Origin of the sequence: Sphingomonas sp. T1, assembly GCF_902506585.1 — a bacterium.
Classification (GTDB): Bacteria; Pseudomonadota; Alphaproteobacteria; order Sphingomonadales; family Sphingomonadaceae; genus Sphingomonas; species Sphingomonas aerolata.
Genome location: NZ_LR733875.1, coordinates 1,367,376 through 1,385,213, shown reverse-complemented (window position 1 = coordinate 1,385,213; position 17,838 = coordinate 1,367,376). Strand labels below are relative to the sequence as shown.

General features: G+C 67.8%; 15 protein-coding genes. 7 read left to right on the top strand and 8 right to left on the bottom strand.

Features of this window, described 5'->3' with window-relative positions; genetic code table 11:
• The first annotated feature begins 61 nt into the window (after nt 1-61).
• Nucleotides 62-988 carry a nucleotidyltransferase domain-containing protein gene (locus GV027_RS06170; RefSeq protein ID WP_236559313.1) on the top strand — a complete coding sequence of 309 codons (927 nt, stop codon included), beginning with the start codon at nt 62-64 and terminating at the stop codon, nt 986-988.
• Nucleotides 989-1,004: 16 nt separating this feature from the next.
• Here GV027_RS06170 and GV027_RS06165 read toward each other — a convergent pair whose 3' ends face one another.
• A complete protein-coding gene (locus GV027_RS06165; RefSeq protein WP_236559065.1) occupies nt 1,005-1,388 on the bottom strand; it encodes a hypothetical protein in 384 nt (127 codons plus the stop codon).
• Nucleotides 1,385-2,104: an HAD hydrolase-like protein gene (locus GV027_RS06160; RefSeq protein WP_159511297.1), complete on the bottom strand. Its 720-nt coding sequence runs from the start codon at nt 2,102-2,104 to the stop codon at nt 1,385-1,387. Before GV027_RS06160 ends, GV027_RS06165 begins: the two co-directional genes overlap by 4 nt.
• 62 nt (nt 2,105-2,166) lie before the next feature.
• On the opposite strand from GV027_RS06160, the gene glmU reads away from it, so the two are divergent.
• On the top strand, nt 2,167-3,537 hold the full coding sequence (glmU, locus tag GV027_RS06155; protein WP_236559064.1) for a bifunctional UDP-N-acetylglucosamine diphosphorylase/glucosamine-1-phosphate N-acetyltransferase GlmU: 1,371 nt from the start codon (nt 2,167-2,169) through the stop codon (nt 3,535-3,537).
• Between the two features lie 97 nt (nt 3,538-3,634).
• Nucleotides 3,635-5,458 (top strand): glutamine--fructose-6-phosphate transaminase (isomerizing), encoded by a 1,824-nt coding sequence (glmS, locus tag GV027_RS06150; RefSeq protein WP_031395776.1) that lies wholly within the window; start codon nt 3,635-3,637, stop codon nt 5,456-5,458.
• 12 nt (nt 5,459-5,470) lie between these two features.
• On the opposite strand, the gene GV027_RS21665 is transcribed toward glmS, so the two are convergent.
• Nucleotides 5,471-5,758, bottom strand: coding sequence for an EAL domain-containing protein (locus GV027_RS21665; protein ID WP_268893547.1), 288 nt, complete (start codon nt 5,756-5,758; stop codon nt 5,471-5,473).
• Nucleotides 5,692-7,365 carry an EAL domain-containing protein gene (locus GV027_RS06145; RefSeq protein WP_268893546.1) on the bottom strand — a complete coding sequence of 558 codons (1,674 nt, stop codon included), beginning with the start codon at nt 7,363-7,365 and terminating at the stop codon, nt 5,692-5,694. The genes GV027_RS21665 and GV027_RS06145 overlap by 67 nt, the downstream gene beginning before the upstream one ends.
• Nucleotides 7,366-7,512: 147 nt before the next feature.
• Between GV027_RS06145 and GV027_RS06140 the strand changes: the two genes are divergently transcribed.
• Together GV027_RS06140 and GV027_RS06135 are read left to right on the top strand one after the other, a co-directional pair.
• The gene (locus GV027_RS06140) at nt 7,513-8,439 is read left to right on the top strand and encodes an ROK family protein (RefSeq protein WP_107045328.1); all 927 of its coding nucleotides are present in this window, start codon (nt 7,513-7,515) and stop codon (nt 8,437-8,439) included.
• 88 nt (nt 8,440-8,527) lie between these two features.
• A complete protein-coding gene (locus tag GV027_RS06135) occupies nt 8,528-10,363 on the top strand; it encodes a putative bifunctional diguanylate cyclase/phosphodiesterase (protein WP_159511296.1) in 1,836 nt (611 codons plus the stop codon).
• A gap of 27 nt (nt 10,364-10,390) precedes the next feature.
• Here the strand turns inward: GV027_RS06135 and dinB are convergent, their stop codons facing one another.
• Nucleotides 10,391-11,479, bottom strand: coding sequence for a DNA polymerase IV (gene dinB / locus GV027_RS06130; protein WP_159511295.1), 1,089 nt, complete (start codon nt 11,477-11,479; stop codon nt 10,391-10,393).
• Between the two features lie 147 nt (nt 11,480-11,626).
• Between dinB and GV027_RS06125 the strand changes: the two genes are divergently transcribed.
• Complete coding sequence (locus tag GV027_RS06125; RefSeq protein ID WP_159512761.1) at nt 11,627-13,021, top strand: phospholipase D-like domain-containing protein; 1,395 nt, start codon at nt 11,627-11,629, stop codon at nt 13,019-13,021.
• Between the two features lie 31 nt (nt 13,022-13,052).
• Here GV027_RS06125 and GV027_RS06120 read toward each other — a convergent pair whose 3' ends face one another.
• On the bottom strand, nt 13,053-14,732 hold the full coding sequence (locus tag GV027_RS06120) for a formate--tetrahydrofolate ligase (protein WP_159511294.1): 1,680 nt from the start codon (nt 14,730-14,732) through the stop codon (nt 13,053-13,055).
• A 4-nt stretch (nt 14,733-14,736) separates the two neighbouring features.
• Nucleotides 14,737-15,591 (bottom strand): ABC transporter permease, encoded by an 855-nt coding sequence (locus tag GV027_RS06115; RefSeq protein ID WP_159511293.1) that lies wholly within the window; start codon nt 15,589-15,591, stop codon nt 14,737-14,739.
• Between the two features lie 86 nt (nt 15,592-15,677).
• Between GV027_RS06115 and GV027_RS06110 the strand changes: the two genes are divergently transcribed.
• A complete protein-coding gene (locus GV027_RS06110) occupies nt 15,678-16,460 on the top strand; it encodes a GcrA family cell cycle regulator (RefSeq protein ID WP_159511292.1) in 783 nt (260 codons plus the stop codon).
• Nucleotides 16,461-16,943: 483 nt separating this feature from the next.
• Here the strand turns inward: GV027_RS06110 and GV027_RS06105 are convergent, their stop codons facing one another.
• The gene (locus GV027_RS06105; protein ID WP_031441557.1) at nt 16,944-17,795 is read right to left on the bottom strand and encodes an outer membrane protein; all 852 of its coding nucleotides are present in this window, start codon (nt 17,793-17,795) and stop codon (nt 16,944-16,946) included.
• Nucleotides 17,796-17,838 lie beyond the last annotated feature (43 nt).

Here is a 17,838-nt window from a genome sequence, read left to right as displayed (position 1 = left end):
GCGGACCGTGGCGGCGGATGCACGCCTGCTCGCCGGTGCGCTCGCCGATCCGGGACGCGTCATGGCGCTCGGCGCGGAAGGCTGGACCACCCTGCTGACGATCGCCCGCGCGGAACAGCTGATCGGGACGCTGGCGCTGCGTCTCGACGGCCTGCCGCTGCCGCGCGCGGTCGAGGCGATCCTCGGCGATGCACGCGCCGCCGCGGAACAGGGTCGCCGCGCGGCACTGTGGGAGGCGGAGATGGCGCGGCGCGCACTCGCACCGCTCGGCTGCCCGGTCGTGCTCCTCAAGGGGACGGCCTATGCCGCAGCGGGACTGATGGCGGGGCAGGGCCGGTCGATCGGCGATCTCGACATCCTCGTGCCGCGGGCGGCGCTCGACCGGGTCGAGGCGGCGGTGCTCGGCGCGGGGTGGGAATGGGTGAAGCCCGATCCGTATGACGACGCCTATTACCGGCGCTGGATGCACGAACTGCCGCCGCTGATCCACCGCGAGCGTGACCGGATGATCGACGTCCATCACACGATCCTGCCGCTGACCGCGCGGGTCACGCCCGATCCCGCGCGGCTGATCGCGGACAGCGTCCCGCTCGGCAACGGCCTGCGCACGCTGTCGCCCAACGGCATGATCGTCCATGCCGCCGCGCATCTGTTCGCGGACGGCGACCTGGCGGGCGGCCTGCGCAATTTGTGGGACATTCGCTGTCTGGTCGAGGAGTTCGGCACCGAGGGGCTTGCAGAGGAGGCGGCGCGGCATGGTCTGCGCCTCCCCGTCGCGCGCGCGCTGCGCCTCGTCGATGGGCTGTTCGCCGGGGGCCGGCTGGCGGGCAGCGACCGCCTCTATGTGCGGCGGCTGACCGCGCGCGACGGCTGGGGGCGGCCGACCCGCCCGGCCACGCGGCTGGCCTTCTACGTCCGGTCGCACGCGCTGCGGATGCCGCCGGCGATGCTCACGCGCCATCTGTGGACGAAGTGGCGCAAGGCCTGAGCGCCCGCGCGGGGGATCAGTGCAGCGTGCGCAGCCGCGGCGGCCGTGTCCGGCGCACCATCGCGATGATCGCGACGACGACGGCGATCGCGATCGTGTCGGCGATCCAGTCGCGAATGTCGCAGTCGCGGTGCAGCGACGGGATCGACTGTGCCACTTCGACCATCGCGCCGAGGAAGGACAGGCGTTCGAGCACCTTGCGTCCGCGCGCAGCGGGATAGGCGAACGACGCCAGCGCGGCGAGCGTCGCGAAGGCGAGCATGTGCTGGAACTTGTCGCCGAACTGGTCGATCGGCAGATGCGGCGGCTTTGGCAGCAGCGCCATCGTCACGGCGAAGACGATCGCCAGCGCCAGCGCGATCTTGAAGAACCCGGTCAGGTCGCGGTCGCGGCCGTTCACGCTGCGGTGCGCCGGGCGAGGTCGTCGAGCGCGGGGATCAGCGCATCGAATCCGTCGATCACCGCCTCTGCGCCGAGCTCGTCGACCGGCTGCATCAGAAAGCCGAAGCTGCACGCGATCGTCGGCAACCCTGCCGCCTGTCCCGCCTGGATATCGAAGATCGAATCGCCGACGAACGCCGCGCGGGGGGCGGCACCTTGCGCCCCGGCGCGCTTCGCGTCCGCCACCACGGCGCACTGCCGCACCATTTCGTGGATCGGCATCGGCGACGGCTTGCCCTCCGCCATGGTGTCGCCGCCGAGGATGCAGGCGAACCGGTCGGTCAGGCCGAGTTCGTCGAGCACGGTGCGCGCGAATCGTTCGATCTTGTTGGTGACGATCCCGATCGTGACGCCGCGCGCCGCCAGCGCGTCGAGCGCCTCGATCACCCCGGGATAGGGCCGTGTCAGCACACAGATATGCGCCTCGTAATAGGCGAGCAGCGCGGCGTGCAGCCGGTCGAGCATCGCCTCGTCATAGCCGCCGGTCGCGGTCAGCCCTTGTTTCAGCATGTGCCGCGCGCCGCCGCCGATCATCGGCTTGACCTGTTCGACGCTCAGCGCCGGCCGGTCCGCGAGCGCGAGTGCATGATTGACCGCCGCGGTCAGGTCGCCGCTGGTGTCGAGCAGGGTGCCGTCGAGATCGAACCCGACGATATCGAATGAAAAATGCGTCATCGCCGTGATGCCTGCCAGCGCGGCTATGGAATTGGCAAGGCTTTCGTGGCAGCGGTCCTTCCATGACGACGCATATGCACGACCAGTCCATCGCGGTGATCATCCTGGCGGCCGGCAAGGGCACCCGGATGAAGTCCGACCTGCACAAGGTGCTGCACCCGATCGCGGGGCGGCCGATGCTGCACCATCTGGTCGCGAGCGCGGCGACGCTGCACCCGGCGCGCACCGTCGTGGTGACGGGTGCGGGGCGCGAGCAGGTCGAGCGTGCGGTCGCCCCGCTCGGGATCGCCACCGCGCTGCAGGCCGAACAGCTCGGCACCGGCCATGCCGTGGCACAGGCGCGCGATGCGCTGGCCGGGTTCGAGGGCGATGTGCTGATCCTCTATGGCGACGTCCCGCTCGTGACCGCCGCGACGATGCAGCGGATGATCGACCGGTTGCACGGCGACGATGCGCCCGCCGCAGTCGTGCTCGGTTTCCGTCCCGCCGATCCCGGCGCCTATGGCCGCGTCATCGCCGATGCCGCCGGCCGGATCGACCGGATGGTCGAATATAAGGACGCCTCCGACGCCGAGCGTGCCGAAACATTGTGCAATTCGGGGCTGATGGCGGTCCATTCGCGCGACCTGTTCGCGCTGCTCGCGCGCGTCGGCAACGACAACGCGGCGGGCGAATATTACCTGCCCGACATCGTCATGCTCGCCGCCGCCGACGGCCGGGCCTCGGCGGTGATCGAGACGGGCGAAGCCGAGGTGGCGGGCGTCAACAGCCGCGGCGAGCTCGCCGCGGTCGAGGCGGCCTGGCAGGCGACGCGCCGTGCCGCCGCAATGGCGGACGGCGCGACGCTGATCGCGCCCGACACGGTCTGGTTCGCGCACGACACACGGCTCGGACGTGACGTGACGATCGAGCCGAACGTCGTGTTCGGCCCCGGCGTTCGCGTCGCCGATGGCGCGGTCATCCATGCCTTCAGCCATGTCGAGGGCGCGGTGATTGGCGAGAAGGCGGATGTCGGCCCGTTCGCCCGCCTGCGGCCCGGCGCGGATCTCGGTGCCGGATCACGCGTCGGCAATTTCGTCGAGGTAAAGAAGGCGACGATCGGCGTCGGCGCGAAGGTCAATCATCTGAGCTATATCGGCGATGCCGAAATCGGCGCGCGCGCGAACATCGGCGCGGGCACGATCACCTGCAATTACGACGGCTATTTCAAATATCGTACCGTCGTCGGCGAGGACGCGTTCATCGGCTCTAATTCCGCGCTGGTCGCGCCGGTGAGCGTCGGCCGCGGCGCGATCGTCGCGGCGGGGTCCGTGCTCACGCGCGACGTCGACGCCGACGCACTCGCGCTCGTCCGTCCGCCCCAGGTCGACAAGCCCGGATGGGCGGCGCGGTTCCGCGAAATGATGGTAGCCCGCAAAGCCGCCAGACGGTGAACTCCCGCGCGACCGATCGCGCGCGATACCCGAACCGGACCAGGATCACGCGGCGCGTGTCGCACGCCCCGCTCGACAAGACGAATGGATAGATAGCATGTGTGGCATCGTGGGAATCCTGAGCAATGACGCGGTTGCCGAGCGGTTGCTCGACGGTCTCAAGCGGCTCGAATATCGCGGCTATGATTCGGCCGGCATCGCGACCGACCATGACGGCGCGATCGAGCGCCGGCGCGCATCGGGCAAGCTGGTCAACCTGGCGAACGAGCTCGCCGCGCATCCGCTGCCGGGCAGGACCGGGATCGCGCACACGCGCTGGGCGACGCATGGCGGACCGACCACCAACAACGCGCATCCGCACGCGACCGGCGAGGTCGCGGTCGTCCACAACGGCATCATCGAGAATTTCAAACCGCTGCGCGACGAACTGATCGCGCGTGGCCGGACCTTCACCAGCGAGACCGACACCGAAGTCGTCGCGCATCTGATCAGCGAGAAGGTCGAGGCCGGCAGTGATCCGATCTCGGCGGTGCGCGAAATCCTGCCGCGGCTGCACGGCGCGTTCGCGTTAGCGATCCTGTTTCGCCAGCATCCCGATCTGCTGATCGGCGCGCGGCTCGGCTCGCCGCTGGTCGTCGGCCACGGCGATGGCGAGATGTTCCTCGGGTCGGACGCGCTCGCGCTCGCGCCGTTGACTCAGCGTATCGCCTATCTCGACGAGGGCGACTGGGTCGTGCTGACGCGCGACGGCGCGCAGGTCTATGACCGTGACAACGCGCCCGTCGAGCGCGCGATCACGCTGTCGGGGATCACCGGCGAGGTGATCTCGAAGGGCAACCACAAGCATTACATGCTGAAGGAGATCTACGAGCAGCCGATCGTCGTCGCGCAGACGCTGCGTTCGTATCTGAAGCGGATGGAGGGCGAGGTCTCGCTGCCGATCCCCGAATTCGACCTGTCGACCATCAAGCGCGTCACGATCGTCGCGTGCGGGACGAGCTTCTATGCGGGCATGGTCGCCAAATACTGGTTCGAGCAGTTTGCGCGCGTCCCCGTCGACCTCGATGTCGCCTCCGAGTTCCGCTACCGCGCGCCGGTGATGGAGGAGGGCGGCCTCGCGCTGTTCATCTCGCAGTCGGGCGAGACAGCGGACACGCTGGCCGCGCTGCGCCACGCCAAGGCCGAGGGGCAGAAGATCGCGGTCGTCGTCAACGTGCCGACCAGCAGCATGGCACGCGAGGCGGACCTGTTGCTGCCGACGCATGCCGGCCCCGAGATCGGCGTCGCCTCGACCAAGGCGTTCACCTGCCAGCTCGCGGTGCTCGCCGCGCTCGCGGCCAATCTGGCGCGCGCGAAGGGCCTGCTGACCCGTGAGCAGGAGCGCGAGATCGTCCGTCACCTCGCCGAGGCACCCGCCGCGCTCAACGGCGCGCTAGCCTATGACGAGGCGATCGAGGCGATGGCGCACACCGTCGCGGGTGCGCGCGACGTGCTGTATCTCGGGCGCGGTACGGATTACCCGCTCGCGCTTGAGGGTGCGCTGAAGCTGAAGGAAATCAGCTATATCCACGCCGAGGGCTATGCGGCGGGCGAGATGAAGCACGGGCCGATCGCGTTGATCGACGAGCATGTGCCGGTGATCGTCATCGCACCGTCGGGGCCGCTGTTCGACAAGACCGTCAGCAACATGCAGGAAGTGATGGCGCGCGGCGGCAAGGTCGTGCTGATCAGCGACTATGACGGCATCCAGGCGGCGGGCGAGGGCTGCATGGCGACGATCACCATGCCCAAGGTCCACCCGCTGATCGCGCCTCTGGTCTATGCGGTGCCGGTCCAGCTGCTCGCCTATCACGTCGCCGTGCTCAAGGGCACCGATGTCGATCAGCCGCGTAACCTGGCGAAATCTGTCACCGTCGAATAAGGGCGCCGCGGCTCAGGCCGCCTCGCGGTGGGGCAATGGCGGCATCTGGTCGTCGCCATTGAACCGCGCGATCCAGGGCAGGACGTCCTGCGCTTCGAGCGGGCGGGCGAAGACATAGCCCTGTGCCTCGTCGCACGCCATCCGCGTCAGCGTGTCGACGGCGCCGACGGTCTCCACGCCCTCGGCCACCACGCGGAAGCCGAGCTTTTTCGACAGTGAGATCATCGTCGCGATCACCGTCCGGCTGCGGGCGTCGTCGGTGTCGAGCGGGTCGACGAACGACTTGTCGATCTTGACCACGCTCGCGGGCAGCGTCTGGAGATAGGCCAGGCTGCCACCGTCCGGCTGCGGGCGTCGTCGGTGTCGAGCGGGTCGACGAACGACTTGTCGATCTTGACCACGCTCGCGGGCAGCGTCTGGAGATAGGCCAGGCTGCTGTGGCCGGTCCCGAAATCGTCGATCGCGACGCGGACTCCGGTCGCCGCCAGCGCCTCGAGCCTGGCGAGCGACTGCGCCGAATTCTCCATCATCGCGCTTTCGGTCACCTCGACCTCGAGCATGTCGGGCGCGACATTGTGCGCGTCGAGCGCCGCGGCGATTGCCGCGACGAGTCCGTCCTCGTCGAGATTGGTCGCCGAGATGTTGATCGACAGAGGCAGCGAGACGCCACATGCCTGCCACGCCGCCAGCTGACGCAGAGCGGTGTCGAGGACGAATGCGGTGGTCGGCTTGGCCAGCGTGGTCCGTTCGACGATCGGGATGAACTCCGCGGGCGATACGTCGCCCAGCGTCGGGTCGTTCCAGCGCAGCAACGCTTCCGCCCCGACGCAGCGACGTGATCCAAGGTCGATCCGCGGCTGATAGACCAGGCGGAGCGACGCGCCGTCTTCCAGCGCGGTGCCGAACGCGCTGAGCAGCACGATATTGCGCCGGTATTCGGAATCGTTCGACGTCGCGTAGACGCTGATCAGGCTGTCCTTGGCCTGCGCATCCTGTGCCGCACTGTGGGCGGCGCGCAGGATTTCCTGCGACCGGATCGCGCCCAGCGTCACGGGGACGATCCCGGCCGCCATCGTCGTCACGAACCGCGCGATCGAGCCCGCGGCACTGACCGCGAGCCCGGCGCTCACCACGTCGAGATAGCCGGGCATGGTCGCACCCGGCGCGGACAGGAAGGCAAACTGGGTCGCGGCCACGTGATAGAGCGTTCGCGCGGATCCCAGTTGCTCGCGCAGGGTCCGCGCCGATTCCTTGACGAGCGTTTCGATATAGCCGGCGCCCATCACCCGGATCAGCGCATTCAGCTGGTCGGCGCGCGCGAGGTCGAGCAGCACGACGAAACGCTGCTCGCCGGGCGTGTCACGCGCGAGGTCGTCGAGATCTTCCAGAAACCGGAAGCGGTTGGGCAGTGCGCTGACCGGATCGACCCGCCCGACCGCATGCTGGAGGTCGATCTGCGCCATGACCATCGCCGCAAGGTCGGTCAGCGCGGCAAGCTCCTCGGGAGAGGCGGTTCGGGGTTCGGCGCCCAGCACGCAGAGCGACCCGAGCCCATGGCCCTCCCGCGTGATCAGTGGCGCACCCGCATAGAAACGGATGCCGGACTGTGCGAGCGGGCTGTTGGCATAGAAGCCGTCGGCCGCCAGGTCGGGTATCACCAGACCCTGCGTCGTCTCGGCGACCTCCGCGCACGGGGCCTTGGCCCGCGCGATGTGGTCGTGCGTGATCCCGACGCGCGACTTGAACCATTGCCGGTCGGTATCGGTCAGCGAGATTGCGGCGATCGGCAGCCCGAAGATCTGGCCCGCCATCCGGGTGATGCGATCGAAGCTTTCGTTGGCGCTGGTGTCGAGCAGGCGCAATTGGCGCAATGCATCAAGCCGTGCCGCCTCTTCATACGCCCGCATTTCTATGCTCCAGTCGCCAGCATTATGCGCAACGAGTCGACTTGCGCGATAGACTTATGTTGTTAACATGGAGTAAATTACAGCAACTTGACGGATCTGCCCCGCCGGACGAATTGCTGCAGCCAAAGCATTGGTTTGGGGACAGGGATGAGCGAAATACCATTGGTGGCCGGGATCGAACTTGGCGGGACCAAGTGCATCTGTATCCTGGCGCGAGGGCCCGATGCGATCGAGGAAATCGTACGAATTCCGACAACTCGCCCCGATGAGACGCTTGCCGCGATCGAAGCCGTGCTCGACCGCTGGACCGGTTTCGTCGCAATCGGGATCGCAAGCTTCGGCCCGGTCGGGATTGACCGGCGCGGCGGTGATTACGGCCATATCACCTCGACGCCCAAGCCCGGTTGGGCGGGGACCGACGTCGCCGGGCGCCTGCAGCGTCGATATGCGGTGCCGACCGGCTTCCATACCGACGTCGTCGGCGCGGCTTTGGCCGAGGCGCGCTGGGGTGCGGCGCAGGGCCTGGCGGATATCGCCTATGTGACGGTCGGCACCGGGGTCGGCGCAGGGCTGATCGCGGGGCATCGACCGGTCGACGGCCTGATGCATTCGGAACTCGGGCATATCCGGCCGGTCCGAACGCCGGGCGACGACTGGATCGGCACTTGCCCGTTTCACGGCGCCTGCCTCGAGGGGCTCGTGTCGGGGCCGGCGATCGCCGCGCGGCTCGGCCATCCCGCCGATGAGGCCCCCGCCGATCATCCGGTCTGGACGGGCGTCGCGGAGGCGCTCGGTCAGTTGTGCCACACGCTCGTGCTTACCGGCATTCCGCGCAGGATCGTCATCGGTGGCGGGGTGATGGGCGCCGGCCATCTGTTTCCGCGGGTCCGTGCCGCGCTGACGCGCAGTCTCGGGGGGTATATCGCATTGCCCGAGCCGACGCTGGTCGATACGTTCGTCGTACCGCCGGCACTCGGCGGCAATGCCGGCCCGCTCGGCGCGATTATCCTTGGTGGCCAAGCGCTTGGTGACTCGGTCGGAGGGTCGGGAAGCTCGGCCTTCATGTCATATTAATTACAGATGCCTACCCACCGGGCCGCGCGATAAGGCCTGGAAAACCGCTTACACGGGCGGGGTCAGGTATCGCGAGGAACGGTGTCCGATGCGTATTCTGATTGTCGACGACGAACCCGGAGTTCATGACGACTACGCCCGTGCGATACTCGGGACGGAACCGGCGGCGGCTGACCCGCAGGCTGACGCGTTTTCGATAACCTCCGTCGGGACCGGCGTCGCCGCGATCGCCGCGGTCGAATCCGCAATCGCCGAGACCGCGCCGTTCGCGGTCGCCTTCCTCGATCTGCAGACGGCGTCGGGGCTCGACGTCTGCGAGACCGCGCGCCGGATCCGTGAACTGGACCCCGACATCAATTTCGTGATCGTCACCGCGCTCGACGGTGCCTCGCTCGCCGGGATCGCCAAGGTGGCCGGGCCGGTCGACAAGGTCTTTCATATCGCCAAGCCGTTCGTCGGCGCCGAGCTGCGCCAGACCGCGCTGGCACTGACGCAGCGCTGGCAGTTCGACCATGACTGCAACGCGGTGCGTGCAGCGCTCGTGCGGCAGGTGGCGCAGCTCGAGGTCCGGGCCGCCGAGCTGGCGGCCAATGAAAGCCGTGCGATCCATCTGGCGACGCACGACTCGCTGACCGACGCGCCCAACCGGCTGGCGTTCCTCCGCGCGCTTGCCGAACGCACCCGCGCGGATGGGTGGTTCGCGACGGTGATGATCGATCTCGACCGGTTCAAGCTGGTCAACGACACGCTGGGGCACCTTGCCGGCGACGCGCTGATCCGTGAGATCTGCGCGATCCTTGGCCGGTCCTCGCCCGAGGGTGCGCTGGTCGCGCGACTTGGCGGCGACGAATTCGGCGTGTTGTTCAGTACCGCGGACGAGACCAGCGCCTTGCTCGCCTGCGAACGGATGATCGCGGCCTGTTCGGTCAGCCTCCAGGTCTTTGGCAGTTCCGTCCAGGGCGGCGCCTCGGCCGGGCTGGTCGTGACGCATGGCGGGCAGGGCAGCGACCCGGTCGACGTCATGCGGCGGGCCGACCTCGCGCTCAACGACGCCAAACGGAGCGGCCGGCGCATGGCGCGCGTGTTCGACGAGAGCATGGACGAGGATATTCGCTTCCGCCGGCGGGTCGAAAGCGGGCTCGGCGAAGCGATCGCGAACAACGAGCTCAGCCTGGTGTTCCAGCCGATCGTGTCGCGCGAATCGATCGAAGTGGTCGGGTTCGAGGCGCTGCTGCGCTGGAACACCATGGCTTACGGCCCGATCAGCCCGGGCCTGTTCATGCCGATCGCGGAGGAATCGAACCTCATCCACGACCTAGGCGACTGGGTGCTGCGCAACGCGCTCGCGGTCCTGACGCAGTGGCCGGGTCAGTATGTCTCGGTCAATTTCAGCCCGCGACAGTTCCGGCGCCACCATTTCGTCGACTATGTCAGCGAGAGCGTCCGCCGTGCCGGGGTCGATCCCAGCCGGTTGCAGATCGAGATCACCGAGACCGCGATCTTCGACGATGCCGAGCGTGCGGCAGAGACGCTGGGCGCGCTGCGCCGCATGGGGTTCCGCATCGCGCTCGACGATTTCGGGACGGGCTATTCGAGCCTGCACAACATCCGCACCTTCGCGCTCGACTGCCTGAAGATCGACCGCAGCTTCATTGAGGGGATGGGCCGCGAGCGCGAAAGCGCGGCGATCGTTCATTCGATCATCAGTCTGGGCCGCGCACTCGGCATCGGGGTCATCGCCGAAGGGGTTGAGACCGAGGCGCAGGTTCAGGCCTTGCGCCTGGCGGGGGCCAGCCATCTCCAGGGCTTCTTCTTCTCGCACCCGGTGCCTGCTGCGATCGCCCGGACCATGGCGGAAGCACGCGGTCTGGGCGGGGATCCCGCCGCGGCGCCCCGCGTCATGGCACCGTCGCAGGGCGTCTGACCCTACACCAGCGAAGCGAGCGGCGGGTCAGAGCAGGACGGGCTGTGCATCGTCCGGCTCGTCGCCGACCAGCCCCGACAGCGTCAGGCCGAGCAGCCGGACGCCCTGCGGGACCGGAAGCTGCGCCATCAGCAGATCCAGTCCGGCGGCGACGAACGCAGCCTTGTCGACCACCGCGCCGCTCGACGAGCGGGCGCGCGTGATCGTCCGGAAATCGGCATGGCGCAGTTTGAGAGTGACTGTCCGTCCGCGCGTGTCGTGCCGTTCGATCCGCACCCACGCCGCATCGGCCACGCGGTGCAACGCTTCGCGCAGCGCCGCCGGATCGCTCAGATTGGTTTCGAACGTCCGCTCCGCACCAACCGACTTGGCGGCGCGGTTGACGCGCACCGGGCGGTGATCGATCCCGCGTGCTGCCCCGTAGAGATAGTCCGCATAGCTGCCGAAATGCGCCTGGAGGAACGCCAGCGGGCGTTCGAGCAAATCCGCACCGGTCAGGATGCCGAGCTGTTCCATACGCTTGGCAGTGACCGGGCCGACGCCGTGGAACCGCTTGACCGGCAATGACGCGACGAACGCGGCCCCGCGTTTCGGCGTGATGACGCAGATCCCGTCGGGCTTGTTCTGGTCCGACGCCAGCTTGGCGATGAACTTGTTGTAGCTGACCCCGGCAGAGGCTGTCAGCCCGGTATCGGCCTTGATCCGCGCACGGATCTCCTCGGCGATCGCCTGCGCCGATCCGACCCCGCGGATATCGGCGGTGACGTCCAGATACGCCTCGTCGAGCGACAGCGGTTCGATGAGCGGGGTAAAATGCGCGAAGATCGCGCGGATCTGGTCGGACACCGCACGGTACACGTCGAAGCGCGGCGGCACGAAGACGAGGTCGGGGCAGCGCCTGAGCGCGGTGACCGATGGCATCGCGCTGTGCACCCCGAAGGTCCGCGCCTCGTAGCTCGCGGCGGCGACCACCCCGCGCGCACGCGAACCACCCACTGCGACCGGCCGTCCCTTCAGCGTAGGGTCGTCGCGCTGTTCGACCGAGGCATAGAAGGCGTCCATGTCGACATGGATGATCTTGCGCTGCACCGGCGGCGGGGTAGGAGAAGCGGCCATCTGCACCGCAGATAGGTTCTGACGATGCGCGGAAACAGAGCGTCGTTACGGCGTTGAACGAATTCGGCCGGGCGCAAGCGGCGACGACAAGGGGACCTGGACGTGCGGATCGGAACCGAATGCTGGCGTATCGAACGCGCGGACCAGATGTCCGTGATCGTCGATGCGGAGGAATATTTCCGTCAGGCGCGCGTCGCCATGCTCAACGCCAAGCGGCGGATCATGCTGATCGGCTGGGATTTCGATGCGCGGATCCAGCTCGAACCCGGGGTCGACCGCCCCGGCGAACCGCCGACGCTCGGCGCCTTCATCCTGTGGCTGGTCGAACGCGAGCCCGAGCTCGAGATCTTCCTGCTCCGCTGGGACACGGGTGCGATCAAGTCGCTGTTCCGCGGCTCGACCCTGTTCACGATGATGAAGTGGATGCGGCATCCGCGCATTCACACCAAGCTCGACGGGCATCATCCGACCGCGGGGTCGCATCATCAGAAGATCGTCATCATCGACGACTGCCTCGCCTTTTGCGGCGGGATCGACATGACCGGGGACCGGTGGGACACACGCGAACATCGCCATGATGACGCGCGGCGGCGGCGTCCCTCGGGTCGTCCTTACAAGCCGTGGCACGACGCGATCAGCGCGGTCGCAGGCCCCGTCGCAACTGCACTGGGCCAGCTGTTCCGCGACCGCTGGGTGCTGGCAGGCGGCGTGCCGATCGCCGAGGCGAACCCTGGCGCGGCCTGCTGGCCCGACGAACTCGGCGTGCATTTCCGCGATGTCGACGTCGCGATCGCGCGGACCGAACCCGAAATGGACGATCAGGTCCCGGTGCATGAGAGCGAGGCGCTGTTCCTCGCGCAGATCGCCGGCGCCAAACGGCATCTCTATATCGAGAGCCAGTATTTCGCGTCGCGCAAGATCGCCGAGGCGGTTGCGCGCCGGCTCGACGAGGCGGACGGGCCTGAGATCGTGATCATCAACCCGGTGACTGCGCAAGGCTGGCTCGAGCCGATCGCGATGGACACCGCGCGCGCGCGCCTCATGACCGCGCTGGCGCACCGCGACGTCCACAAGCGTCTGCGCATGTATCATCCTTATACCAGCGGCGGGGAGGCGATCTATTGCCATGCCAAGATCCTGATCGCGGACGACCAGATCTTCCGGCTCGGGTCGTCGAACATGAACAATCGTTCGCTGCGGCTCGACACCGAATGCGACCTCGCGATCCGTGCGCATGACGAGGCGACGAGCACGGGCATCACCGCGATCCGCAACGACCTGATCGCCGAACATCTTGCGGTCGATGTCGAGGTGGTGACCACGATGATCGCCGAGACCGGGTCACTGATCGAGACGATCGAGCGGCTGCGCGGGCAGGGCAAGTCGCTGCGTGCCTATGAGGCGCCCGATCTGACCGCGGTCGAGGAGTGGCTGGCGGACAATGAGGTGCTCGATCCCGAGGGGCCCGAGGAGATGTTCGAGAGCTTCGCGAAGCGCGGCCTGTTCCGCCGCCTCCGCCACCGCCGCCCGAAGAAGAAGTGAGCGATCCTCCCCCGCCAGGGGGAGGATCAGATTAGAACAGCCCTTCGATCAGCCCATCCGCATCGAGCCGGATCGCCTCGGCCGCCGGGACGCGCGGGAGGCCCGGCATCGTCATGATCTCGCCGCAGATCGCGACGACGAAGCCCGCGCCCGCCGCCAGCCGAACCTCGCGAACCGGCACGATATGCCCGGTCGGCGCGCCGAGCAGCGCAGGGTCGCTTGAGAAGCTGTACTGCGTCTTGGCAAGGCAGACGGGCAGGTGGCCATAGCCGGCATCCTCCCAGCGCTTGAGCTGCGCGAGCACGCTGGGCTCGGCGACCGCATGTTCGGCGCGGTAGATGCGCCGGGCAACCGTGTCGATCTTGTCGAACAGCGACAGCTCGTCGCCATAAAGCGGCGCGAAATTCGCGGCATGCGTGTCGCACAGCTCGGCCACCGCGTCGGCGAGCTTGGTCGCCCCCGCGCCGCCCTCGGCCCAGTGGCGGCACAGGATCGCGCGGGCGCCGTGCGCGCTCGCCGCCTCGTGCACGACCGCGATCTCGGCCTCGCTGTCGGTGTAAAAATGGTTGATCGCGACGACCGCGGGAACGCCGAACTGGCGGATATTCTCGATATGGCGGACGAGATTGACCGCACCGCGACGGACCGCCTCGACGTCCTCCGCGCCGAGATCGGCCTTGGCGACCCCACCGTTCATTTTGAGCGCGCGGACCGTCGCGACGATCACCACCGCATCGGGGGACAACCCTGCTTGGCGGCATTTGATGTCGAAGAATTTCTCCGCGCCCAGATCTGCGCCGAAGCCCGCCTCGGTCACGACATAGTCGCCCAGCGCGAGCGCCGCGCGCGTCGCGATCACCGAGTTGCAGCCATGCGCGATATTGGCGAACGGCCCGCCGTGCAGGAAGGCGGGGTTGCCCTCGAGCGTCTGGACGAGGTTCGGCTTGATCGCCTCTGCCAGCAAGACCGCCATCGCGCCGTCGGCCTTCAGGTCGCGCGCGGTGATGGGGCTGCGATCGCGCGTATAGGCGACGACGATGTCACCCAGCCGCCGCTCCATGTCGGCCAGATTCTCGCTGAGGCACAGGATCGCCATCACCTCGGAGGCAACGGTGATGTCGAACCCCGATTCGCGCGGATAGCCATTGGCGACCCCGCCGATCGACTGGACGATGTCGCGCAGCGCTCGGTCGTTCATGTCGAGCACGCGGCGCCACACCACGCGCCGCACGTCGATCTGCAACGCGTTGCCCCAATGGATATGATTGTCGATCATCGCCGCGAGCAGGTTGTGCGCCGCGGTGATCGCGTGGAAATCTCCGGTGAAGTGGAGGTTGATATCCTCCATCGGCGCGACCTGTGCCCGCCCGCCGCCGGTCGCGCCGCCCTTGGTCCCGAAGCACGGCCCCAGCGATGGTTCGCGCAGCGCCAGCACCGTCTTGCGCCCGGTCAGGTTCAGCGCATCGGCCAGCCCGACCGAGGTCGTCGTCTTGCCCTCGCCCGCGGGCGTCGGGTTGATCGCGGTGACGAGCACCAGCCGGCCGCGCCGCGCCCCCTCGCGGCGGCCATGCGCCTCGAGCCAGTCGAGTGCGATCTTGGCCTTGAACCGGCCGTAGGGCTCGACTGCGTCGTCGGGGATGCCGAGCGCGTCGGCGACGTGCGCGATGGGGCGCAGCGCGACGCTGCGGGCGATGGCAATGTCGGTTGTCATGGGGCTAGTTCTTCAGTTTCCAGCCGCTCTTCAGCAGCATGTAGCACAGGGTGGCGAGCACGACGTCGATCGCCAGGATGACGAGGCCGCCGACGATCACCGGCGAATCGGCAACGCCCAGAAAGCCGTAGCGAAAGCCCGAGATGATGTAGAAGAACGGATTGACGTGGCTGAACGCGCGGAACGCGGGCGCCAGCGTGTCGACCGAATAGAAGGTCCCCGACAGCAGCGAGAGCGGCGCGACCACGAAGTTGGTGACCGCGGCGGCATGGTCGAACTTGTCCGCCCAGATCGACGTCAGCACGCCGAGCAGCGCGAGGAAGGTCGCGCCGAGCAGGCCGAACCACAGGATCGCGAGCGGCGCATGCGGCGTGACGTGCACGCCCGGATACAGCGCCATCGCCGCCCAGACGACGCACCCGACCAGCACCGCACGCGTCACCGCACCGCCGACGAGCGCTGCGAGCAGCTCGGCGGTCGACAGTGGTGGCTGAAGGTAGTCGACGATCGTGCCCTGCATCTTGCCGACCAGCAGCGAGAAGCTCGCATTGGCGAAGGCCGGGCCCATCATGCCCTGGCTGATGATCAGCCCGGGGGCGATGAAATCGGCGAACATCACGGTCTCGCCGCCAACCAGCACGGGGCGTTTGGCGCCCGTTGCGATGGTGAAAACGATCAGGAACAGCAATGTCGTCATCGCCGGCGCCCACACCGTCTGCAGCTGGACCTTGAAGAACCGGCGCACCTCCTTGATATAGAGGGTACGAAGTCCCTCCCAGTTCACGTTGCGAATGACGGGAACGCCGGGGGCGGATTGCACCGCCGACTGGATTTCACCGATTGGGGGCTGGCTGCTCATGGGGGTTGCGGGTAATCGCTGCCGCTGTCGCCCGCAACCCGGTTGACGAAGACTATACCGGCCGACCCGAAGACTGAGGAACGAACATGTCCTGGACCGACGAGCGTATCGAGACGCTCAAGACGATGTGGGAAGCCGGCCAGACCGCCAGCCAGATCGCCGAAGCGCTGGGTGGCGTCAGCCGCAACGCCGTGATCGGCAAGGCGCACCGCCTTGAGCTTCAGGCGCGCCCGTCGCCGGTGAAGCCGAACGATCCCGACGCGAAGAACGCAGAAGCGAAGGTCGCGGAGGCGAGGGCGGCCGAGGCCAGGCCGGCCGAGTCGCCCGTCGTCGACACGCCGCCCGTGGTCGCCGCCGAACCTGTCGCCGCACCGCCGGCTCCGGCGCCTGAACCCGCGCCCGTTGCCGCTGCACCTGAGCCGGCGCCGCGAACGGCACCCGTCGCCGCCGATGCGGATGAGGACGCCGACGAGGACGAGGATGAGGACGACGACGCGGTCGAACCCGCCGCCGCACCGGTCCGCGCACCACAGCCGATCCTCCGCTCGATCGGACCCGGCGGCTTTCTCCGCCAGGCGCCTGGCGAGCAGCAGCCGCCGAGCACGCCGGCCCCGCCGCGTCGTCTGGTTCCCGCCAAGCCTTCGCCCGAAATGGCGGGCAAGACGAGCCTGCTCGAGCTCAACGACCGCATCTGCAAATGGCCGCTCGGCCATCCCGGCGAGCCCGATTTCCACTTTTGTGGTGACAAGGTGAACCCGGGCTTCCCCTATTGCGTCGCGCATTGCGGTCACGCCTATCAGGCACAGCTGCCCCGCCGCGACCGCCGCCCGACGCCGCCACTCCCCTTTGGCGGTCCGCGCGCGCGCTGAGATTGGGGGGGGGCGGTCTCGCCTCTCTCGCACTCGGATATTATGGCAGCCGGGGAGCCCATCCCAGCACCACCCCGGCCTTCGCCGGGGTGGATTTTGGGGTATCCACTGACCAGAACGTTGGGCCGCTTCTCGCTGGGAGGCGGCCCTTTTCTTGGATTTGCCAAGCGCTGAACTCGAGATCTGCGGGTTCCGCCGCCCAACACCCCAGCACCACCCCGGCGACGGCCGGGGCCCAGTTGTGAAGGCCGTGGTAACGGCAGGCAACGCGTAATTGCCTCGGTCCCCCAACTGGGCCCCGGCCTTCGCCGGGGTGGTGTTTTGCGGAGACCATATTCACGAAAAAAGGGCCGCCTCCCTTGTCGGGAAGCGGCCCTTTATCCTCACCCGCGCCGCGGCGAAGCCGCGTCGTCGGACGTCGCTGGCGCAACGCCGGCCGCGCTTGAGTGGTGTGACGCCGTTCGGCGTCACACCACCCTGCGCTTAGAACCGGAATGCCGCCGTCGCGCGCAGGCTGTGCCAGCGGAACTTGTCGTCGCTGCGACGGAAGTCCGTGCCGGTCGTGTTCGGCGCCAGCACGAACGGGTTCGTCGCCGGCTGCGTGCCCTGCGTCACGCGGACGCGGAAATCGTCGTCCTGATACTGATGGAACATATATTCCATGCCGACCGAGATGTTCGGCGTGACCTTCTGCTCGATGCCGCCGCCGCCGAGGATGCCGAACTGCTGGCGCTTGCCGCTCTGCTGATAGGCGTTGCCGGTGTTGGTGCTGTAGAAATCCCGGTCGATCTTGGCATAGCCCGCACCGAACGTGCCGTAGAACAGTGTGGTGTTAACCGCATAGCCTGCACGGCCGCGGATCGAGGCTTCCCAGTCGACGCTGCGCGTCATCACGTAGCTGGCAGGCGTCGTCGAGAAGGCGGTGACGCTGTCGGTGATCTCGCTCTTGCCGAATTCGCCGACCACGCCGACGACGATGTTGCCGCGCTGCGTGTCCATGCCGACGCGGCCATAATACGCGGCGCCGTCCTTGTCCTTGCGGCAGCCGCGGCCACCGGTCAGCGTCGTCGCGGTCGTCGCGCCGTTGCAGAACCCGCTGCTGAACGCGTTGGCGCCGGCTGCCGTCGTCACCGCATCCCCGAACCGCCCGTCAAGATTGCGATCGAACAGGATCGACGATCCTGCATCGTTTGGCTGCACGTCATAACCACCCGCTGCGCCGACATAGAGACCGTTGAACGGTGCGTCCTCGGTGGTCTCCTGCGCGAATGCCGGCGATGCCGTGAGACCGAGAATGACCGCGCCAGCGAGGCCGGCATAGAGGGATGTGCGCATGTAGGCTCCGGTTTTCATTGATCTGAGACAACCAAGAAACGGA